Below are 19,719 nucleotides of genomic sequence, written 5' to 3' on the forward strand. Positions count from 1 at the left end.
TTTCTCCACCTTTACTGTCGTCTTTTTTCCAGTTGTTCCATCATTTGCTGATCGATTTCATTCACAATCAAATCAGCGCCATCCAGATCCATGATTTTAGCGAAGCTGACTTGATTCGCTTTTGTATGGTCTGCAAGGATGTAGGTTTTTCGCGCGTAAGAACTGGCAAGCCTTTTGACAGCCGCTTCTTCCGGATCCGGTGTCGTATAGCCGTAATCGGGATGAAAACCGTTTACGCCAAGAAAGCAAAGGTCAAAGCGGTAATTCATCAAAGATTGAATGGTCTGGGAGCCGACCATAGCACCGGTACGGGATTTCATCAATCCGCCCGTCAGATATGTCGTAATGCCGTGTTCGTTCAGGGAATCCACTAAGGTTAACCCGTTGGTGACAACGACCACATCTTTGTCTTTTAGAAAAGGAATCATTTGAAAAGTTGTGGTTCCGGCATCAAGAAAAACACTATCGCCTTCTTGGACAAACGATGCAGCAAATTTCGCGAGCTTGATTTTTTCTTCAAGATTCCGTGTCGACTTGTCGGAGATGCTCGGTTCAGAAAGGTTGCGGCCAGGCGCAACGGCACCGCCGAATACACGCACTAAAAGCTGCCGGTTTTCAAGTTCCGTCAAATCTCGGCGGATGGTTGATTCAGAAGCTCCAGTTTCATCTACGATTTCCTGAATTTTGATGGTCTGTTTTTGGTCAAGCAAGCCCAAAATATATTCGTGGCGTTCATTCGTCAGCATTTTTGCACCCTCTTTATTTAAGGTTAAGTAGATAATACTTGAAAACCCTTCCAAAATCAATCATAATCATTCATAAGCAATCAAAAACATTCAAACAGCTATTTTACCTTTCAAAATCGCTCATGAATGATTTGATATCAAGCAAACTCAATCACATTTTCTTAGGAGGAATTTTACATGGTAGAAAAACAATTCACTATTACAGATGAAGCAGGTATCCACGCACGTCCAGCATCCGCTTTAGTCGGCTCATTAGCTAAATTTAAATCGGACATTACATTGGAGCATAAAGGCAAAAAAGTAAACTTGAAATCAATTTTAGGCGTTATGTCTTTAGGCGTTTCTTCAGGATCAACCGTTACAATCGCAGCTGATGGCGAAGATGAAAACGAAGCCATCGAACAAATTACAAACGTGATGAAATCTGAAGGGCTTGCTGATCAATGAGCACTTCCCTCTCTGGAATTGCGGCTTCAAACGGAATCGCTTTTGCTAAAGCTTTCAGATTGGAAAACCCAAAGCTGAACGTGGAAAAAACGACGGTTGAAAATCCCGAAAAAGAAGTTTCGCGGTTAGATGCTGCCTTAGCTAAATCCGTTGCCGAACTTGAAGTGATCCAACAACGGACGCGCGAGCAGATTAGCGACAAAGAAGCTGCAATTTTTGGTGCACACTTGCTCGTACTCAGCGATCCCGAATTGATTGGACCGATCAAAGAAAAAATTACGAATGATAAACAAAATGCTGAATCCGCTTTGAAAGAAACAGCGGACGGTTTCGTTGAAATGTTTGAAGCGATGGACAATGAGTATATGAAGGAACGTGCTGCCGATATCCGTGATGTGACGAAGCGGGTCCTCGCCCACCTTCTTGGTGTCTCGATTCAAAACCCAAGCATGATTTCAGAAGAAGTGATCATCATTGCGGAGGATTTGACGCCTTCTGATACGGTTCAATTAAATCCGCAATTTGTGCAAGGCTTCGTCACTGAAATCGGCGGGCGCACGTCGCATTCTGCGATTCTTGCGCGCACGCTTGAAATTCCTGCTGTCGTCGGTGCAAAATCACTGATGGCGACGATCGAAAACGGCGTCTTTGTGATTGTCGACGGATTGGATGGCAAAGTCATCATCAATCCAGACGCGGCAACCATTTCCGAGTACCAAGTGAAAAAAGCCCAGCACGAAGAACAAAAAGCCGAATGGGCAAAATTGAAAAATGAAGCCACTGTTACGGCTGACGGCCAAGCAGTCGAAATCGGCGCAAATATCGGAACCCCTAAAGATACGACAGGTGTTCTTGAAAATGGCGGCGAAGCGATCGGCCTTTACCGGACAGAGTTTCTCTATATGGGACGAGAAGAATTTCCGACAGAAGAACAGCAGTACGAAGCGTATGCATCGGTTCTTAAAGCAATGGAAGGCAAACCAACCGTTGTCCGCACCTTGGATATCGGCGGCGACAAAGAGCTGTCCTACTTGGATTTACCAAAAGAACTCAATCCGTTCCTAGGCCTTCGAGCTATCCGCTTATGCCTGGAAATGCCGGATATGTTCCGGACCCAGCTTCGTGCGCTGCTTCGTGCCAGCATCCACGGCAATTTGAAAATCATGTTCCCGATGATTGCGACTTTGGAAGAATTCCGCAATGCGAAGGCATTGCTGCTTGAAGAAAAAGCGAAATTGCTTGAAGAAGGCATTGAAGTGAGCGACAGCATCGAAGTGGGCATCATGGTGGAAATTCCGTCCACTGCTGTTATGGCCGATGTGTTTGCCAAAGAAGTGGACTTCTTCTCTATCGGTACGAACGATTTGATTCAGTACACGATGGCTGCAGACCGTATGAACGAACAAGTTTCTTATTTATACCAGCCATTCAACCCGGCGATTTTGCGCCTGGTCAAAATGGTCATTGATGCGTCGCATCGTGAAGGGAAATGGACAGGCATGTGCGGAGAAATGGCTGGCGATGAAATTGCCATCCCGATCTTGCTCGGCCTCGGGCTTGATGAATTTTCAATGAGCGCTTCTTCCATCCTTAAAGCGCGTGCACAAATCAGCAAATTATCAAAAGCCGATATGGCTAGCCACACAGAACGCATTTTAGCGCTTGGCACTTCGGATGAAGTCGAAGCGTATGTAAAATCGATCGTTTCATAAGAAAAGGGGTTGTCCAATAAGTCTTTATTTGACTTATTGGATAGCCCCTTTTTTGCATCTTATTCTTTTTCATGATCTTCTTTTCCGGTATTTGCCGTTTTCTTGAACTGCTCCAGCTGTTTTTCTTCATCTTGTTCCGGCTCGAAATCCGGAAGATCCGCATTCGGCATTTCTGTAAATTCTTCTTGTTCTTTATCTTCTTGCTTTTTTTATCTTCCATCGTCTCACTCCTTTGATTATTTTTCCCTCTTACAGAATGTTTACCCGAAATTGAGCGAAGCAATCCCTTATTTGCTGAGTGAGTCCATCAAGCCCATGGAGCTGACTTCAAGATCCAATTGGATAATTTCGTATACTTTATGGTTTTCCGGGACACCCAATGCATCCAAATGGATCTTTACTTGCTTCATTAATCTACCGGCTAACTCGGCAGGGTTCCCTCCTTCTGCCATTACTGATTTTGCTTCATCTACGAAGATGCCGAGCCACTGTTCCACTTGAACCAATGCTTCTTCCGGAATGGTAGACATGCTGTAATGGCCATAATAAATCGCAGCAAACCGCGCGCTTCGAAAACGTTCGATAGCTGACTGCATGACAAGAGGATCAAATTGGTTCGGTGAAGTCGAAGGCAGAAAGAAATCAATGCCGTCTTTCGCCAATTGTTCATAGCGGATGCCCACTGTATCCCCTGCAAAGATCCCGTTGCTCGGTGGATGGACGATGGAAAAATGATGCTTCGCATGGCCCGGCGTGTCCCAGAATTCCAATCGGCAGCCAGGGCCGATATCCAGATGGTCCCCTTCTGTTTTAACAAGCAGCCGTTCTTCTGGGATGGGTGCAATCGGATCGAATAATTGCTCGAATTTATCGCCATAGACCATTTTTGCTCCAGCGATCAACCGGCTCGGATCCGCTAAATGACGCGCTCCCTTAGGATGGACGACCACTTTCGCGTTTGGACATTCCTGAAGCAATAAACCTGCTCCTCCGGCATGATCCAGGTGGATATGGGTGACAATTATGTATTTCACCTGGTCCAAAGAAAATCCCATTTCCTTGAGCCCCTTTTTAATAAAAGGAACAGATGGACTGGCACACGTGTCGATCAAGGTCAGCTCGTCTTCGGTTAAGACATACGTACCCGTCCGTTCTTCGACATTCAAATCATGGTCGTCAATGATAAAAACCCGATCCCTTAATTGCTGCGGCATAGTTTCTCTCCTCCTGTCGAATAAATAGAATATTCATCCATTTTAGCAAACTTCCAAAATATGACCAACGGATAAGGTGAAAATAAAAAAAGCAAGAAGACCGGTTCGGCCCTCCTGCTTCCATATCATTTTATATCCTTGCTTTATTCTTCAAAAAATCCTGATCCGCGTAATAAGCGTCTTTTACGAGCAGATTCGGCCCTAGGCATTTGACAGCAGGGCAATGGCAAGCAATTGTTTTTGCCAGCGGACGTTCGAGCCAGCGATCAAGCATCACAGGGAGCGAGTCGTTCTGGATATTGCCCATTGGCGGAGTGTCGCCAAAATCGGTAACAATCACTTCACCCGTAAAGACGTTGACATTCAACCGGGAGCGGCCATCCGGATCATTCCGGACCGTGACATTTTTGCTGCTTCGAATTCGGTTCAATAATTTGATGTCTTCGTCATTCATGCTGCAAGGATAAAACGGAAGCGTACCGAAGAGCATCCACACTTCTTCATTTCGCTCATCCAGCAATTCGTGGATCGCTTTTCGTGTTTCATCGAGCGACAGCACTTCGAGCTGGCTCGCAAAATCGCTTGGGTACATTGGATGCACTTCATGGCGTGCGCATTTCATTTCTTCAATCACTTGCTTGTGGATTTTTGCAAGATGCGGCAAAGTCCGCTTGTTAAGCATCGTTTCAGCAGATACCATGACGCCTGCTTCTGCGAGAGCGCGGCTATTATCGATCATGCGTTGAAATTGTTCAGCACGCCGCTCTCGCGGAGGCTTCCGTTCCATATTGGCAAATCCGCCATCCACAAAATCGTCAATCGTGCCCCAGTTATGGGAAATATGCAAGACGTCCAAATAAGGGGCAATCAGCATATACCGTTCAAGCGGCATCGTCAGGTTCGAGTTCATCTGGGTACGGATGCCGCGATCATGTGCATATTTCATCAACGGCAAAACGATTTGCTCGACAGACTTTTTGGAAAACATCGGTTCGCCGCCTGTAATGCTGATGGTCCGTAAATGCGGAATTTCCTCAAGGCGGGCGATCAACAAATCGATCGGCAAGGCATCCGGGTCTTTATGCTGCAGCATATAGCCGACCGCGCAATGCTCACAGCGCATATTACAAAGATACGTCGTTGTAAATTCAATGCTCGACAAAGTCAATTTGCCGTGCTGTTCGATGTCCATATACGCTTCCCAAGGATCAAATTCCGGCGTTATTTTTTTCATTTGCTGTGGTGTATTCATGCTAAAGTCTCCTTACTTTTCTTCAGCTATTAATTATGAGCTTCGAAGTTAATCGGCGCAAGGCTATTCAAAAAGTCAGTTTTTTGATACTGTTCAAAAAATTATTCTTACTATGAGCGATTAAAGATGGATTTCACAGTGGATGGCTTTCTTTTGTTAAACGAATGGCGTTTATGGGTATATTCTAACATCAAGATTTCTTTAAAATACGAAAGGCGGTTGAATAATATTGCCAGCTCATTATGAGACCGTTCCAGCTTGGGACGAACAGCAAGTCAAATCCACTTTGCCTATTCGCAGCGCAGATGGGCATAAAGGAAGCTTCGGGACAGGTTTATTGATTGCCGGAACACGTGATATGCCCGGTGCTGCACTTCTCGCAGGTCTTGGCGCCATGAGGAGCGGTTTAGGGAAACTCGAAATTGCAACAGAATCGGAAGTAATTCCGATGATCCTCCCTTCTTTGCCTGAAGCCACCTATATAAGAAACATCGAAGAAACACTTTATACCAACAACTTTAAATTAGATGCATATAAAGCGATCGCCATCGGTCCCGGTAAAGTCCCGGATAGCCAGATGGAACAGAACTTAATGAAGTTATTTGAGTCAGCAGTTCCGGTCATACTCGATGCCGGAGCTTTATCAAAACGGACATATCCCATAAGAAATGCACCCACCATCTTGACGCCGCATCCCGGTGAGTTCTCTAGAATCAGTGGAATCCCGGTAGAACAGATCGCGAAAGATAAGGCACAATATGCAAAACGCTTAGCAAAAGAACTCGATGCCACAATCGTCCTGAAAGGTCCCAAAACGGTGATTGCCTTTCCGGACGGTGAAGCTTGGACAAATCCGACCGGCAATTCCGCACTTTCAAAAGGCGGCACAGGCGATACGCTGACTGGGATGATGCTCGGGATGCTTTGCTGCCATGACAACTGGAAACACGCGGTATTAAATGCAGTTTATTTGCACGGTGCATGCGCAGAACATTGGACGAAAACGAAATCGCCCCATACCTTATTGGCCCACGAACTCTCTTCTATGCTTCCGGAAGTTTGGAAAAGCCTGGAGGGCCTTTCATCAGAGGAATAATAGACCTGTTAGTAAAATTTATGTGTGTCGGGAGGAATTGCTATGGCAAAAGAAAAAACAACAGAATCTTTGATTGGCGGCTATTTCTCGACTTTATTGCGTACCAATTTCGGCAAGGGCCCCACTTCCGTATTCGTCGCTATCAATGGTCCTTATTTAGCCATCCATCTTCGCGGATTTATAGGGCCGATGGAAAAAATTCTATTGAAACAAAATGAAATGAAACGCATTATGGAAATCCGGGATCTATTGTTGAATGAGTTGCGATCGGATATCATTTTGGAATTATGGAAAATTGCCAACCTTGAAATTCAGGAAATCTATGCAGACTGGGATTTGCAGAATGAAACAGGTTTGATCATCGGTGTGATTAAAGCGGATGACGGAAAAAAAGAGATGACGTGGCCTAAAGAAGTTGATCATAAGGCTTTTGAAGGCGAAATCAATAAAGCGAGTGCAAAAGCTGAAAAAACTCCAGAACAGACGAAGCTTGTCTGGTTGAATGACCGCATGATTTTGGTGGAACGGTCCGGAATCTTAATCCAGCTCGAGAAAGAACTGATCGGCATCGGCGTTATAGAAGAATTAAAAATGGCCAAACGGCCCTTAGAGCGGAAAATGTTGGATATCAGCAGCATAGAAGCTATTGTTGAAAGAAAAGTCATCGAGACATTTGTTGATTGGAATTTCGAAAAAGATTTAGGTTATATGGTGTTCATCTTGGAAGCCCCTTCAAAAACAGGAAAATAAAAACTGGTCGAACTCCAATGAGTTCGGCCAGTTTTTTTATCACTCTACGGCTACGGCGGTTTCCACATTGTCAATGCGGTTCTTCCTTGCTTTCGCATAGAACATTGCCACGATGACAATTGTTAAGATCAAACCGACAATAAAGGAAATATTCAAATCGAGATTGAAACCGATTTTTTGATTTAGTATATAAACGAACACCATATACGTGATGAAAATGGCCGGTGCCATCGCAACCAAGTAATTCTTGCCTTGGATGTATAGATACATCGTACCGATCCATAAAGCGATGGCAGCAGTTGCCTGATTTGCCCAGGAAAAATATCTCCATAAGAGGTTAAAGTCAATTTGAGTGAGCATGATAGACACTGCAAATAATGGGATTGCAATGATCAAACGCTTCATTATTTTCTGCTGGTCCAATTTGATGTAGTCGGCAATAATCGATCTGGCGGCACGGAAAGCCGTGTCCCCTGAAGTGATTGGCAGAACAATAGCACCGAGAACGGCGATGGTCCCCCCCACAGCACCAAGCAATGTCATCGAAACTTCATTTACGACAGCTGATGGTGTACCTGAGTTGATCATCGAACTTAATGTCTGCCCATCGAAAATACTCATTGATGCAGCAGCCCAAATCATCGCGATGATCGCTTCAGCAATCATCATACCGTAAAAGATGTATCGGCCCTGTGATTCTTTTTGTACAGTCCGTGAAATGATTGGTGATTGTGTTGCATGGAATCCGGATAAAGCTCCGCATGTAATTGTAAAGAACAGCATTGGGAAGATCGGTAAATTATCCGGATGCAAATTCGTCAATGACAATTCAGGAATCTTATAATCCGAGAAGACAAGTGCAATACCGACACCGAGTGTACCAATCAGCAAAACCGCTCCGAAATACGGATACAGGCGTCCGATAATTTTGTCGATTGGCAAGATGGTCGACAAGAAATAATACAAAAAGATAACGCCAATCAGTACAGCTACAGCCACTTTCCCGTCCAATAAAATGGATAACAGCGATGCCGGTGTCGTAACGAATACCGTACCGACCAATAAAAGAAGCAATAACGCGAACACGTTTACGATATGTTTTGAAACGCTTCCGAGGAATTTCCCAGCCAGTTCTGGAATATGCGCCCCTTTATTGCGGATGGAAATCATTCCTGTAAGATAATCGTGGACAGCTCCAGCGAAAATCGAACCGATGACAATCCATAGGAAAGCGACAGGACCATATAAAGCTCCCATAATCGGACCAAAAATCGGACCCGTTCCTGCGATATTCAAAAGTTGGATCATTGCATTTTTATGTTTGTTCATCGGGACAAAGTCTACTCCGTCGCCGTTCGCATAAGCCGGCGTCTTTCGGGACTCTGCAGGTGCAAACATTTTTTCAATGAATTTTCCGTATGTAAAATAAGCAATGATAAGAATAATAATCGATACAAAAAATGTAATCATATGGCACCTCTTTCTATCTATTTAGTAAACGCTTTCATAAAATAGCAATTACAATAGAATTTTAATTTCAAGAATGACTTCTTTTTAATTTGATTACGTATTCATCCTCCTTAAAAAGTGATATTTATTACGAATGCCTCTAATTATATTATTAGAATTTTCTTAAGTCAATATACTGCAATATTATTTCTCCAAAAAATACAATAAAAAACTGCCAGGAGCAAACCTGGCAGTTTTAAAGTTAAGAATGTCTTATGGGAGTGGCAGCTTCTCTGGCTGGAATGGAGATGCCTGTAGAAGCCAAGGTTTTTAAGAGAAGCTCATGCATCATTTTATAGCCTTCTTCATTCGGATGGATTGAGTCCAGCCAGATGGAAGGATTTTTCCCCATCGGTTCCGTACGTGAGATAATGATTCCTTCTTCACCGATTGCTGAATTCCACATCCGGAATAGCAAATTGGTGAAACCGAAATATTGCACTTCTTTTTTCATGGAATTATACAGGTTATTTTGGACAATCAACAGTTTTTCATTGAGGCTCCGCAGATGCTGATAGATTTCCAACAAGTTTTTACGGTAAATTTTCTTCAAATTCGAAAACTGTTTGACCAGCCCTTTTGCGCCGCTCCCTTTAAAGCCACGGAGCAGATCATTGCCGCCAATATTCAAAAGTACCATATCTGCAGATGCTAAGGTCTCGTCCCAGTTGCCGGTTCGAAGGCGATCGACTAACCTCGCTGCTCGTTAAGCCATTGATCCCTAAATTTGTTACTGTGCTGGTGTGGAAAGTTTCTTTCAGGTATTTTGCAATACCCCCTCTTGTTCCATAACCATAAGCTACCGAATCGCCTAATATGACAATATGTTTTATTTCAATATTTCCGTTAAAATTTTCAGTGGATTTTGGCCCTTTAATAAGGGACTTTGAGATTTTCGCATTAGCCAAATTGCAGCACATCCCTTTCAAAGTAGATAATATTATTTTACCATAAAAAGGGCGAAAATCCGACTGAAACGCTTTTGCACAGCGGTTTTAGCATATTAAATTTATGTGTTTTCGCCCGCCCTTAAATTCGGAATTAATCTTAAACTCCTTCGGGAAAGCCCTTTATATAAGACGTTCTTTAAGCCCGCTTCAATCTCAATCTCTTGCATTTAAATACAGCTTAGCTTATCTTCAACAATAGGATAACCTTTACAGACAGGAGAAATAGTTATGGATCATTTCGATCAAACCCTTGAAACGTTCATTGAAAGCTTTGGGTGGCTAGCTCCTATTCTTTTTGTGATTTTGCATTTAATCAGACCGATCTTATTCCTCCCTGTTATTGTCGTATGTATCGTGGGCGGCGTGGTTTTTGGATTTTTTGAAGGAGCGCTGCTTTCTTTTATCGGCTTGTCTCTCATGAGCTTCGTCTCTTATGTATTGGTCAATAAATTCCCGAATTTCCGCGATAAAATGTCCAGGCTTAAAGACAAAATGTTTCCGGACCGGACGCTATCTGTCGGTCAAGTGATGATATTACGCATTATGCCTTTTATTCATTTCCATTTATTGTCCTTGTATCTAATGGAAATGACCAAAAACTTGCGGGAGTATATGTACTTTTCAACATTGGGGCTTATCATGCCTGCTATTCTCTACACGGCATTCGGCCAAGCGATAACGGAAATGCCGTGGTATGTCAGCCTTTTGATGTTTGTCATCCTCGCTATCTTATTTGCGGCCATCGACCGCTACAACAAGCATCATCTCAATGCCAGCAACAACAAATACTCCTAACCATCTAAAAAATCGATAGAAAAAAGCCGAATGCGAAATGCGTTCGGCTTTTTTTCAAGCGGATCTCTCAATTCCTTTAGCTTGTAGCCACCTCTCGAACTTAGCTACAGCCAGCGGCGGGCTGAACAAATAGCCTTGTCCGTAATGGCAGCCTTTGTCGATGAGTAAACTTAACTGGTTCCCATCTTCGATTCCTTCAGCGACTAATCGGAAATTTAAATTGTCTCCCATTTCTATAATGGTTTTAACCAAGACCGAAGCATTTCTGCTCGATAACATATCCTTGATAAAGGAACGGTCAATTTTCACGATATCGATCGGCAAATTATTCAACAAACTAAGCGAAGAATAGCCGGTTCCAAAATCAGTTATTAAAATCAACACACCGATTTCCTTTAACTCGTTAATGATTGCGGCTGAATGGCTCGTATTTTGCATGACGCTCTCGGTTTATTCTAATTTTTAATCAGGAAATTCAACGATCACTAGCCTTTCCTTTTCCAGTAAGTTTATAGTACAAAAAAGAGCGCTTTGAATGACGACCAAAGCGCTCTTTTTTGTATCATTCAATTTTTATTTTCGGTTCATCCGCAAGTTTCTACCGGAGCGTCTGCGTGCTCGTCTATGCTTGCCTCTTTCTTCATTTTCAATTTTTGCTGAAATCAGCCCAAGAACAACACCGAATAATGCTCCACCGAGCACTTCGATTGGCTGATGCCCAAGAAGCTCTTTTAATTCTTTCTCCCTTTTTTCAAACTTCAAGCTCGGAAAATCTCCTGTCAATGAAACAAAGCTATCTTCCAGATCATTGACCAATTGGGCAATTTCCCCCGTATGGCGTCTGATTCCTTGCGCATCATACATGACGATCGTGCCGAATACGACGGCAAGCGCCGTTTCCGTATGGCCTGTCCCTTTGTTAGCTGCCACATAAGAAGCTAAAGCAGATACACCTGCTGAGTGGGAACTCGGCATGCCTCCTGTCGTAAATGCCTGCTTCCAATCCCAATTGCCAGTTACTTTCTTATGGGTTAAAATTTTCAGTCCTTGTGCAATGCCGATTGCTGATAAGGCTGTCACAATTCCCCTGTTCATATTTTCAATCGCTTTGGTTTCCATAAGCCACTGCCTCCAGTCCAAGTCTAATTGCCTGTTTTCTATTGATTGCCGTGCGTGCACTGCATCGTACATCCGCAAATTTCAACTGACGCTCCGGCATCCGGATTGTAAATTCCATTCTTTCTCTTATACCCCAAGTAAAATCATTTTATGCCCACTGTCATGAAACTTTTAATGCATGAAGCGGAATATAAACGAAATAGTGATGCTGCAAGAGGAATATTTTGAAACTTACAGCATCACGATACGTAAATTAGAAAGAGGTGATGACAAATGCAGGTCAAAAAATTAATGCCCCTGCTCGTAATGTTTCTGTTTCTCCTGCCTGTCACGGTTTTAGCAGTGGATTTTGAAATAAACGAAGCAACCATCGATGCGCAACTGCTGGAAAATGGCGATGTTGCAGTTGAAGAAGAGTTCACTTATGAATTCGATGGGGATTTTGAAGGAATTACAAGGGAACTCAAACCAAAATCCGGCACTGAAATCACCGGATTTACAGCACATGATAAAATGAAAAAATTAAAAGTCGACAAAGAAGAAAGTATTTATAAAATTTATCGTAATGGCGACGATGAAACGATTACAATTTCACTCAATTATGTAATTGAAGGAGCTATTGAAAAATTTGAAGATGGCGCTGAATTTTATTGGCCGTTTTTCGATGATCGAAACGAAAGTGATTACGAACAAATGACGATTGCCATCCATCCTCCCTCTTCAACTGATGAAGTTTTATTTCTCGGATACGATGAAGCGTTTGAAAAAGGGATCGCCAGCGACGAAGGCTCAGTGGTCTTTAAATTAGGAAAAGTGCCTGAAGGAAGCAACGGAGATATCCGGGTTATCTATGATGGGGAATTATTTCCCGGCATCTCTCAATCAGGTGGAACTGTGAAAGATTTGCTGCTTGAAGACCGTAAACAGCAGGAAGAGGAAGCCGCGGCTTTCGCAGCTAACCAAAACACGGCCTCAGTAATCGGGAAATCCGCGTTGCCAACACTCGGATTAACGCTTGCATTGCTGCTTCTTTTTGCATATTGGAATGCCAGAAAGAACAAAGAGGAAATTGTAGACAAACAAAGGGTTTTATGTGCCTGATGAAAAACTCAGCCTTCCTGCCACCGTCCATTTCACCCATTCCCCTTATTTAACACCGGATGCAATAGCTGCCGCTTTAATGGAGATGGTGCGGAAAAAGAATGTGAGACAACTTTCAGAGGATCAATTTGAATTAACTGGTAAAAAAGCCCAATGGCCGCATGAACAGACTTTGATCGATTTATTATTCCATAAAATCGGTGATGGCCAGACTTTTAACTTATCCGAAGTGGAGGCTTATTCAAAGAAAGAATTGAATCACTCCGCTTATAATGATGCGATAGCGAAATGGAATCGGGAAGTGGCGGATGAAGTGAAAGCCCATCATTTTAAAGAAAAAGTTTCTGGTATCAGGCTCCTTTCTGGCGCAATCAGTGCCGCCGCCGCAGGGCTTGCAATCTATACAGGGATCTATGAAATTTACCCAGTTATGGCGCTTTTTATTTTAGTTTCTTTAATCGCAGTAAGCTTTGCCCTCTTCTATTCACCGTTGACAGTAGAAGGACATACCGTTAAAGCCCAATGGAAAAAAATGCGCAAGGCAATGGAAAACTTGCCTGCCAGTGAATGGAAAAAATTAACTGCAGATGATAAACTCCGCGCTTATGCCTATCTTCTCGCAGTAGACGGCAAACAGCTTGACAAAAAATCACGAAGCTTTTCCGTAGCTGGACAATATGCAGAAGAAACGGATTCTGCCTTGTACTTCAATCCAATTCTATTGTCAGGTGTGTTCGTGGCAGCAAGTTCCAATACTTCCGCTTCTGCAAGCGGCGGCAGTTCGAGTGTTTCATCAGGCGGAGGAGTTGGCGGCGGTGGCGGCGGATCCGGCGCATTTTAACTGCCAGCAAATTCACATCCAAAATTCCGAACTTTAATAGAAGCAAAAGGTTTCGGCCTTCAGTTGCGTCCGTGCTATGATAATGGCATGTTATTAAACGGAAAAGGATGCTGATGTTATGGATACAACTGCTTATTTGAAACGTTTTAACGCTTATCCGGTTGAAGAGCTTTATTTGCAGGATCTGGCCCGGCTCCAGTCGCTGCATATGCAAAATGTGCCATTTGAAAACTTGGATGTCATTCGTTCAGTACCGATTTATTTAAACCTTGAAAACATTTATGAAAAGATCGTCACCCACCAGCGCGGAGGCTATTGCTATGAAATCAACGGCCTATTCCATTGGTTGTTGAAAGAGCTCGGGTTCGATGCAAAATTGATTTCCGCAACCGTTATGAAACCCGACGGCACTTGGACAAAAGCCGACACCCATGCTGCGATTCTCGTTAATCTGGATAGACCTTATTTAGTGGATGCTGGGTTCGGGGACTCAACCGTCAATCCAATTCCACTTGGCGGCGAACGCCATACAGACAATAGCGGGACTTATTCAGTGATTGAACGTGATGGGCTTTGCTATGATTTAGTCCGTGAGAATGAGGGAAATCAGCAGATTCTCTACCGATTCACTACTGACGAACGCATGCTTGCAGAGTTCCACGAAGGCTGTATTTTCAATCAAGTCTCAAGAGAATCGCCATTCACCCATGACGATTTGGTCACTAAAGCAACGCCGAACGGCCGCGTTACTTTATCCGGCATGCAGCTGACCATTTCAGAAAATGGCGGGAAAACGAAGAAAGAATTGTCCGCAGAAGAAAAGTCAAAGCTATTAAAAGAAAAGTTTGGCATCCTCTTGGACTCAGAAGAAGCAGTTGAGACCACCACTTGAAACCATGCATTTATAAAGAGAAAAGAACCGGAAACCGGGATTTACTCCCTTGGTTTCCGATTCTTTTTCTTCGAGCAGCCATTTATTTTTCTTTGATTTCGCCGTAATAAGCCGATTGGTAAATCGTGAAAATATCATCGCGTTCAAGAGGCATTGGGCTTCTTGCAAGAATCCGCTGCTGTTTGATGGCGTCATCCGCTAAGGAATCGAGGGCCTCTTGTGTGATGCCAAACCCTTGCAGGTTCAATGGAATGTTGACATCCGCCACTAATCGCTTCAGCTCTTCCACGCATTTGTAGGAAGCTTCCTGCTGCGACAATTGATTTGAGCTGACTCCCATCGCCTCCAGTATATCCTTCATGCGCTTTTCGCAGCTCGAACGGATATAACCCATAACATACGGAAGCAAGACCGCATTCGATTCGCCGTGTGAAATATGGAATTGGCCGCCGAGCGGATAAGCGAGTGCATGAACTCCGGCAACACCCGCATTAAAGAACGCGAGTCCTGCTAAATAGCTGCCATAGCTCATGTCCGAACGCGCTTGTTTATGATCCCCTTCATTTACCGCTGTGCGAATAGAGCCGCTGATCAAGCGGATTGCCTGCAGCGCCAAGGAGTCGGTCACAGGATTGGCATTTACGGAAACATAGGATTCTATCGCATGAGTCAATGCATCGATGCCAGTCGCAGCTGTTACTTTTGGCGGCAATGAAACGGTTAATTCGGGATCCACGATCGCGACATCCGCCAACAAGCAATTATGAGTTACCACATCTTTGGTTGTTTCAAGCGATAAGACAGCGATATCTGTCACTTCAGATCCGGTTCCGGAAGTTGTAGGAATCAGGATTTTCGGGATGCCTTTATTTGAAATTTCACGCGTTCCAGTCAGATTCAAGTAATCTGCAGCTTTCCCTTCGTGAGTAGCTAATACTGCCGCTAATTTTGCAAGGTCCAAGGCGCTGCCGCCCCAAGCCCGATTACCAAATCGAATTGATGCTCTTTTGTATAAGCAACCAATTTTTCGCCAACCTCAAGCGGCGGTTCTGGAACCACTTCAGTATAAATGCTCGTTTTCCAGCCTTGTTCTTTTAAAGGTGCTTCAATCTTATCCGCAATTCCAAGATCCACTAAAAAAGGATCTGTGACGATTAAAATATTGCTGGCTTTCATTTTTTTCACTTCATCTGTTAAATGGTCGAGCGCTCCCCATCCAGTATAACTGAGTGGTGTAAAAGTAATTTTATGCGACATCGTTTCCACGCCTCCTTCGGTTTATTGCAGTGGGTTGTGGTTCCACACAACCAATTTCATTTCCGTCATTTCTTCAATTGCGTATTTTAGCCCTTCTTTGCTGTTGCCGCTTTCTTTTACGCCGCCATAAGGCATTTGGTCAACCCGGAATGTCGGAATGTCATTGATGATAACGCCTCCCACTTCCAGGCTTCGTGAAGCGCTAAATGCAGTGCTGATATCGTTCGTGAATATTCCCGCCTGCAAGCCGAAATCGGAATCGTTGATTTCCCGTATCCCATCTTCAACCGAGTCAATCGGATTGACGATGACAAGCGGCGCAAATACTTCCATACAGGAAACTTTTGAATTTCGTCGGACATTCGCCAAAATCGTCGGCCGGAAAATGCCGTTTTCTATTGTCCCTCCGGTGATTAACGCTGCCCCTTCCGAAACCGCTTCCTGCACCCAAGATTCCGCACGCGTTTGCTCTTTTTGTGAAATCATGGCAGAAAGGTCCGTCATGCCATCCAGTGGGTCACCGATCACAATGCGCTCCGTTGCCGCTTTAAATTGAACAAGAAATTCTTCCATCTGTTCTTTTACAATGTAAATGCGCTGAAGGGAAATACAGACTTGCCCCTGATTTGAGAAGGCCCCTGTAACCGCCTTTTCGACTACCGCTTCCATATTTACCCCTTTATCGATGATCACACCCGCATTTGAACCGAGTTCAAGTGATACTTTTTTCAATCCTGCTTTGTCGCGGATGCCTTTTCCGACTTCAGGGCTGCCGGTGAACGTGATCATCCGGACTGACTCGCTTTCGACTAAAGCGTCGCCAACCGTTTTGCCGCTTCCAGTCACCACGTTAAAAGCCCCTTTTGGCAAATTCGTCTGATCGAGAAGCTCTGCCAAGAAAAGAGCAGAAAGCGGTGTTTGGGAAGCCGGTTTTAAGATGATTGTATTTCCGCTGCGATAGCTGGACCGACTTTATGGGCCACTAAATTTTGTGGGAAATTGAATGGCGTAATCGCTGCCACCACACCGATCGGCTCTCGCATCGTATAGCCAATCCGATTTGCTCCGCCTTTTGCGGCATCCAGCGGGATCATTTCACCCGTCAATCTTTTTGCTTCTTCTGCTGCAAATTTATAGGTTTCAATCGTCCGGTCAATTTCGGCCAAGGCGTATTTCAACGGCTTGGCCGATTCCAACGCAATGATTTCCGCTGCTTTCTGTTTATGTTCGATAAAGAGTGAAGTCAGCTGCTCTAAAATCTGTGCACGTTCATAAGCAGTCAAACGAGACATCGCTTTTTTTGCAGCTTCTGCTGAATCGATTGCAAGTTGTACATCTGCCAAACTCGCTTTTGGTATTTCAGCAATTTTTTCATAAGAATAAGGCGACAGCAAATCCGAGTATTCTTCAGCCTCTGCCCATTCTCCGTTTCTATATAACTTTTTTCTCACGTTTTTCAGCCTCCAATTCCAATTTATCTTGCAGACCTTCTACATCTTTTGTGAAAGTCTGGTCGGTTTCACCCTTAAAGAAGTCTTTGCCGTAAATCAGTAAGCACAGGCCAATTCCGATGGCAAACGCCCAAGCAGCGCCTTTGACACATAATACTGCGCCCATGATTCCAGCAATTCCAAGGTCACGTTGGCTTTTCGCCTCCAGGATTCCGACTTTGACGCTGACATATCCTTGGATCAATAAAGTCAAGGCGAGCGCAACTCCGAGAATCGGTTGTACTAAAGTGACAATCGGCAGCAGGAATAATCCTGTATTCGTTCCCCAGCGGAAAGATCCCGCGCCTCCAAAGAACGAATCCATCGCTTTACGCCCTTCTTTAAACCGTTCGACAAGGACTACTTGCATCGCTGACCATAAAGGTCCGGCCATGGTAACGTCTGGTCCGATAACGCTCATTACAGAGTTTCTTGTACCAAAGATCAAATGGGCACGGCTCGGATTGTAATCCAATTTTTCGTCAGGCCGTGCTTTGCCTCCCTCTTTAACCAATGCACTGGTCTGGAGTACATCCCCAAAAAGAACGATGTAGGTAGCCAAGACTGTCGGGAGCCCTGTTAAAAACAACATTAACGGCGGGAACCCAAGTCCGAACAGCGTATAATTGGTCCACAGCCCTATGAAGTCTGGTGAACTGATGCCCCATTCAATTTTCGGCCATGAAGCTTCGCCGAAAAGCGGCGCCAAAATAATGGCCAAAACAATAATCGGAAAGACCCCTAATTTTCCGATTGTGTTCCAAAATATATTTTTGTTTCGCAGCTTGCTAAAATGTTTAGAGAACAAGAGATAAAATCCAATGCCGATAGCGATTGAAATCGTCCATGGGAAGGTTTCAAAACGGCCGCCCACTTCAAAAACAGAAATGACGGCTGCAAATCCTGCACCGAGAATTACCCCAGATTTAATCGCAGAAGGGACCAATTGCACAACTTTCGATGCCAACCCTGTCGCACCCAAGAATAGCGATAAGATCCCTAAAGTCATTTGGAACGCAATAAGTGCATGCACCCTTTCCGGCCCTTCCGGGAATTGCATGCAATAAAGCATAATTAAAGGAATAGCCGGCGTAATCCAGCCAGGAACTGCCGGGTCGCCTAGCAAATGGTGCAGCAAATAGAAAGCACCATTCAAAACAACGATCGCTAATGCCACTTCAAAAGGCATTCCCAGTAATTCAATCAATAAAGGAATAGCAGATAAGTCTACTGCGCACATCAATAATCCTTGAATGTAATCCGGCCATTCAAACCGGTAATGGATAAATGGCAATCTGATTTTAAACGGGCCAGCCGGTATGTATGGCGACTCTTCCCCGAACTTACGGTCTTTCCATTTCATTTTTTCTTCCCCTTTTCTGTTTGCTAGATGTTGTTGAAACTAATATGAATGAGCGCTCTCCCCCTTTTTATGAAACCGCATACATAAAAGCTTTTTAAAAATGAATACGTAACCATTTATCCGGAAAAATAAATTCATATAAATGATTATATGAATTTATGGTCCATGGTTGTATTTCTTTCGAATAGTCTAACAGACTTTTGGATTTGGATGCAAGACTTATTTTTCTGATAAATCATTTCAAATAACTTCTCCACCGCTAAGAATCCCAATCCCCGCTCATCTTCCATGCCGATTGTCGTTAAATTCAAGGAGGCATGCCGGCTCAATTCCACGTTATCGATGCCGATAATGCTGAGATCTTCCGGGATGCGAATCCCCGCAGAAATATAAAAATCCATGAGGCGAATCGCAATGGCATCAGTTGCTGCACAAATGGCAGTCGGCTTTTCTGTTGATTTTTGCAGTGCGAGAAACGTATCGTATAGTTCTTCCCTCTTTGTATCGGTGATGACGATCCGTTCTTTTGGAATAGTGACTTGATGGTCTTCAAGTGCCTGGATAAAACCTTCCATCCGCCCTTTGAAAGTACTGATTGTAAGAGGGCCGCCGATCCAGACGATGTTTTTATGGCCCTTATCCAATAGATGCGCTGCCGCTAAATAGCCCGCTTGCCGATTATCGATTTCCACATAGTTTTTCTCACTTTGATGCTTTCGGTTGAACAATATAAATGGAATACCCGACTTCTCCAATTTATTAAAGATTGGATCGTCGAGATAAATCGAAGATAAAATGATGCCGTCCACTTTATTTTCAAATACGGAATTATAGACTTCTTCGCTATTTTCATCATTAATGAAATGTACATTGGTCCGGAATCCTTCGGCATTCGCATAATTGATGATGGCTGTGGTTGTTTCAGAGAAAAACGGATTATGCAATGGACCGGAAATCAATGCAATCGTCCGCGTTTTCCGCTGCACCAATGAACGTGCATTGCCGTCCGGGATATAATTCAATTCATCGATTGCATCCATCACTTTTTTCAATGTCGGTTTTTTCACGCGCTCCGGCGTATTTAAAACCCGCGATACAGTCGTTTGAGATACACCTGCATGTTTCGCTACATCTTTTGAAGATACCAATTCATTCACCTAACTTTCTGTACCAGCCGTAAAACCA

16 protein-coding genes and 3 pseudogenes are annotated in these 19,719 nt (G+C 43.9%); 8 read left to right on the forward strand and 11 right to left on the reverse strand.

The annotated features are described in order from the left end of the window. Positions 1–11: 11 nt before the first annotated feature. On the reverse strand, positions 12–746 hold the full coding sequence (locus L0M13_RS08875) for a DeoR/GlpR family DNA-binding transcription regulator (RefSeq protein WP_235199167.1): 735 nt from the start codon (positions 744–746) through the stop codon (positions 12–14). A gap of 177 nt (positions 747–923) precedes the next feature. Between L0M13_RS08875 and L0M13_RS08880 the strand changes: the two genes are divergently transcribed. Together L0M13_RS08880 and ptsP are read left to right on the forward strand one after the other, a co-directional pair. Continuing rightward, positions 924–1,193: a phosphocarrier protein HPr gene (locus L0M13_RS08880; RefSeq protein WP_235199168.1), complete on the forward strand. Its 270-nt coding sequence runs from the start codon at positions 924–926 to the stop codon at positions 1,191–1,193. Next, entirely contained in the window at positions 1,190–2,905 is a 1,716-nt protein-coding gene (ptsP, locus tag L0M13_RS08885) for a phosphoenolpyruvate--protein phosphotransferase (protein ID WP_235199169.1), read from the forward strand. The genes L0M13_RS08880 and ptsP overlap by 4 nt, the downstream gene beginning before the upstream one ends. 287 nt (positions 2,906–3,192) lie before the next feature. On the opposite strand, the gene L0M13_RS08890 is transcribed toward ptsP, so the two are convergent. Both L0M13_RS08890 and yfkAB read right to left on the reverse strand, forming a co-directional pair. Then, entirely contained in the window at positions 3,193–4,119 is a 927-nt protein-coding gene (locus L0M13_RS08890; RefSeq protein ID WP_235199170.1) for an MBL fold metallo-hydrolase, read from the reverse strand. A 130-nt stretch (positions 4,120–4,249) separates the two neighbouring features. After that, positions 4,250–5,371, reverse strand: coding sequence for a radical SAM/CxCxxxxC motif protein YfkAB (gene yfkAB, locus L0M13_RS08895; protein WP_235199171.1), 1,122 nt, complete (start codon positions 5,369–5,371; stop codon positions 4,250–4,252). Between the two features lie 229 nt (positions 5,372–5,600). Between yfkAB and L0M13_RS08900 the strand changes: the two genes are divergently transcribed. Together L0M13_RS08900 and L0M13_RS08905 are read left to right on the forward strand one after the other, a co-directional pair. Next, positions 5,601–6,467 carry an NAD(P)H-hydrate dehydratase gene (locus L0M13_RS08900; protein WP_235199172.1) on the forward strand — a complete coding sequence of 289 codons (867 nt, stop codon included), beginning with the start codon at positions 5,601–5,603 and terminating at the stop codon, positions 6,465–6,467. Positions 6,468–6,509: 42 nt separating this feature from the next. After that, positions 6,510–7,217, forward strand: coding sequence for a Na-translocating system protein MpsC family protein (locus L0M13_RS08905; RefSeq protein ID WP_235199173.1), 708 nt, complete (start codon positions 6,510–6,512; stop codon positions 7,215–7,217). 39 nt (positions 7,218–7,256) lie between these two features. Here the strand turns inward: L0M13_RS08905 and L0M13_RS08910 are convergent, their stop codons facing one another. Next, entirely contained in the window at positions 7,257–8,687 is a 1,431-nt protein-coding gene (locus L0M13_RS08910) for a carbon starvation CstA family protein (protein ID WP_235199174.1), read from the reverse strand. 241 nt (positions 8,688–8,928) lie between these two features. Then, positions 8,929–9,381, reverse strand: a pseudogene (locus L0M13_RS08915) (SGNH/GDSL hydrolase family protein); the annotation flags it as partial. A gap of 523 nt (positions 9,382–9,904) precedes the next feature. Here L0M13_RS08915 and L0M13_RS08920 point away from each other — a divergent pair. Continuing rightward, positions 9,905–10,471, forward strand: a complete 567-nt coding sequence (locus L0M13_RS08920) for a TVP38/TMEM64 family protein (protein WP_235199176.1) — start codon at positions 9,905–9,907, stop codon at positions 10,469–10,471. A gap of 54 nt (positions 10,472–10,525) precedes the next feature. Here L0M13_RS08920 and L0M13_RS08925 read toward each other — a convergent pair whose 3' ends face one another. Both L0M13_RS08925 and L0M13_RS08930 read right to left on the reverse strand, forming a co-directional pair. Then, on the reverse strand, positions 10,526–10,909 hold the full coding sequence (locus L0M13_RS08925) for an EAL domain-containing protein (protein ID WP_235199177.1): 384 nt from the start codon (positions 10,907–10,909) through the stop codon (positions 10,526–10,528). Between the two features lie 135 nt (positions 10,910–11,044). Beyond that, positions 11,045–11,575: a divergent PAP2 family protein gene (locus L0M13_RS08930; RefSeq protein WP_235199290.1), complete on the reverse strand. Its 531-nt coding sequence runs from the start codon at positions 11,573–11,575 to the stop codon at positions 11,045–11,047. Between the two features lie 288 nt (positions 11,576–11,863). Here L0M13_RS08930 and L0M13_RS18340 point away from each other — a divergent pair, with 288 nt between their 5' ends. The 3 genes from L0M13_RS18340 (at position 11,864) to L0M13_RS08940 (ending at position 14,424) form a co-directional block, all read left to right on the forward strand. Next, complete coding sequence (locus L0M13_RS18340) at positions 11,864–12,691, forward strand: DUF2207 domain-containing protein (protein ID WP_260107762.1); 828 nt, start codon at positions 11,864–11,866, stop codon at positions 12,689–12,691. After that, positions 12,684–13,532, forward strand: a complete 849-nt coding sequence (locus tag L0M13_RS18345; protein WP_260107764.1) for a DUF2207 domain-containing protein — start codon at positions 12,684–12,686, stop codon at positions 13,530–13,532. Before L0M13_RS18340 ends, L0M13_RS18345 begins: the two co-directional genes overlap by 8 nt. Positions 13,533–13,650: 118 nt before the next feature. Continuing rightward, positions 13,651–14,424 (forward strand): arylamine N-acetyltransferase family protein, encoded by a 774-nt coding sequence (locus tag L0M13_RS08940; RefSeq protein WP_235199178.1) that lies wholly within the window; start codon positions 13,651–13,653, stop codon positions 14,422–14,424. Between the two features lie 82 nt (positions 14,425–14,506). On the opposite strand, the pseudogene L0M13_RS08945 reads toward L0M13_RS08940, so the two are convergent. From L0M13_RS08945 to L0M13_RS08960, 4 genes and pseudogenes are all read right to left on the reverse strand, one after another. After that, positions 14,507–15,681, reverse strand: a pseudogene (locus L0M13_RS08945) (iron-containing alcohol dehydrogenase). Between the two features lie 21 nt (positions 15,682–15,702). Further along, positions 15,703–17,132, reverse strand: a pseudogene (locus tag L0M13_RS08950) (aldehyde dehydrogenase family protein). Continuing rightward, positions 17,113–18,534, reverse strand: coding sequence for a DUF3360 domain-containing protein (locus tag L0M13_RS08955; RefSeq protein WP_235199179.1), 1,422 nt, complete (start codon positions 18,532–18,534; stop codon positions 17,113–17,115). Before L0M13_RS08955 ends, L0M13_RS08950 begins: the two are co-directional and overlap by 20 nt. A 146-nt stretch (positions 18,535–18,680) precedes the next feature. Further along, the gene (locus L0M13_RS08960; RefSeq protein WP_235199180.1) at positions 18,681–19,691 is read right to left on the reverse strand and encodes a LacI family DNA-binding transcriptional regulator; all 1,011 of its coding nucleotides are present in this window, start codon (positions 19,689–19,691) and stop codon (positions 18,681–18,683) included. Between the last annotated feature and the right edge of the window lie 28 nt (positions 19,692–19,719).

The sequence above is a fragment of the Planococcus sp. 107-1 genome (assembly GCF_021513255.1).
In the GTDB taxonomy this organism is placed as follows: Bacteria; Bacillota; Bacilli; order Bacillales_A; family Planococcaceae; genus Planococcus.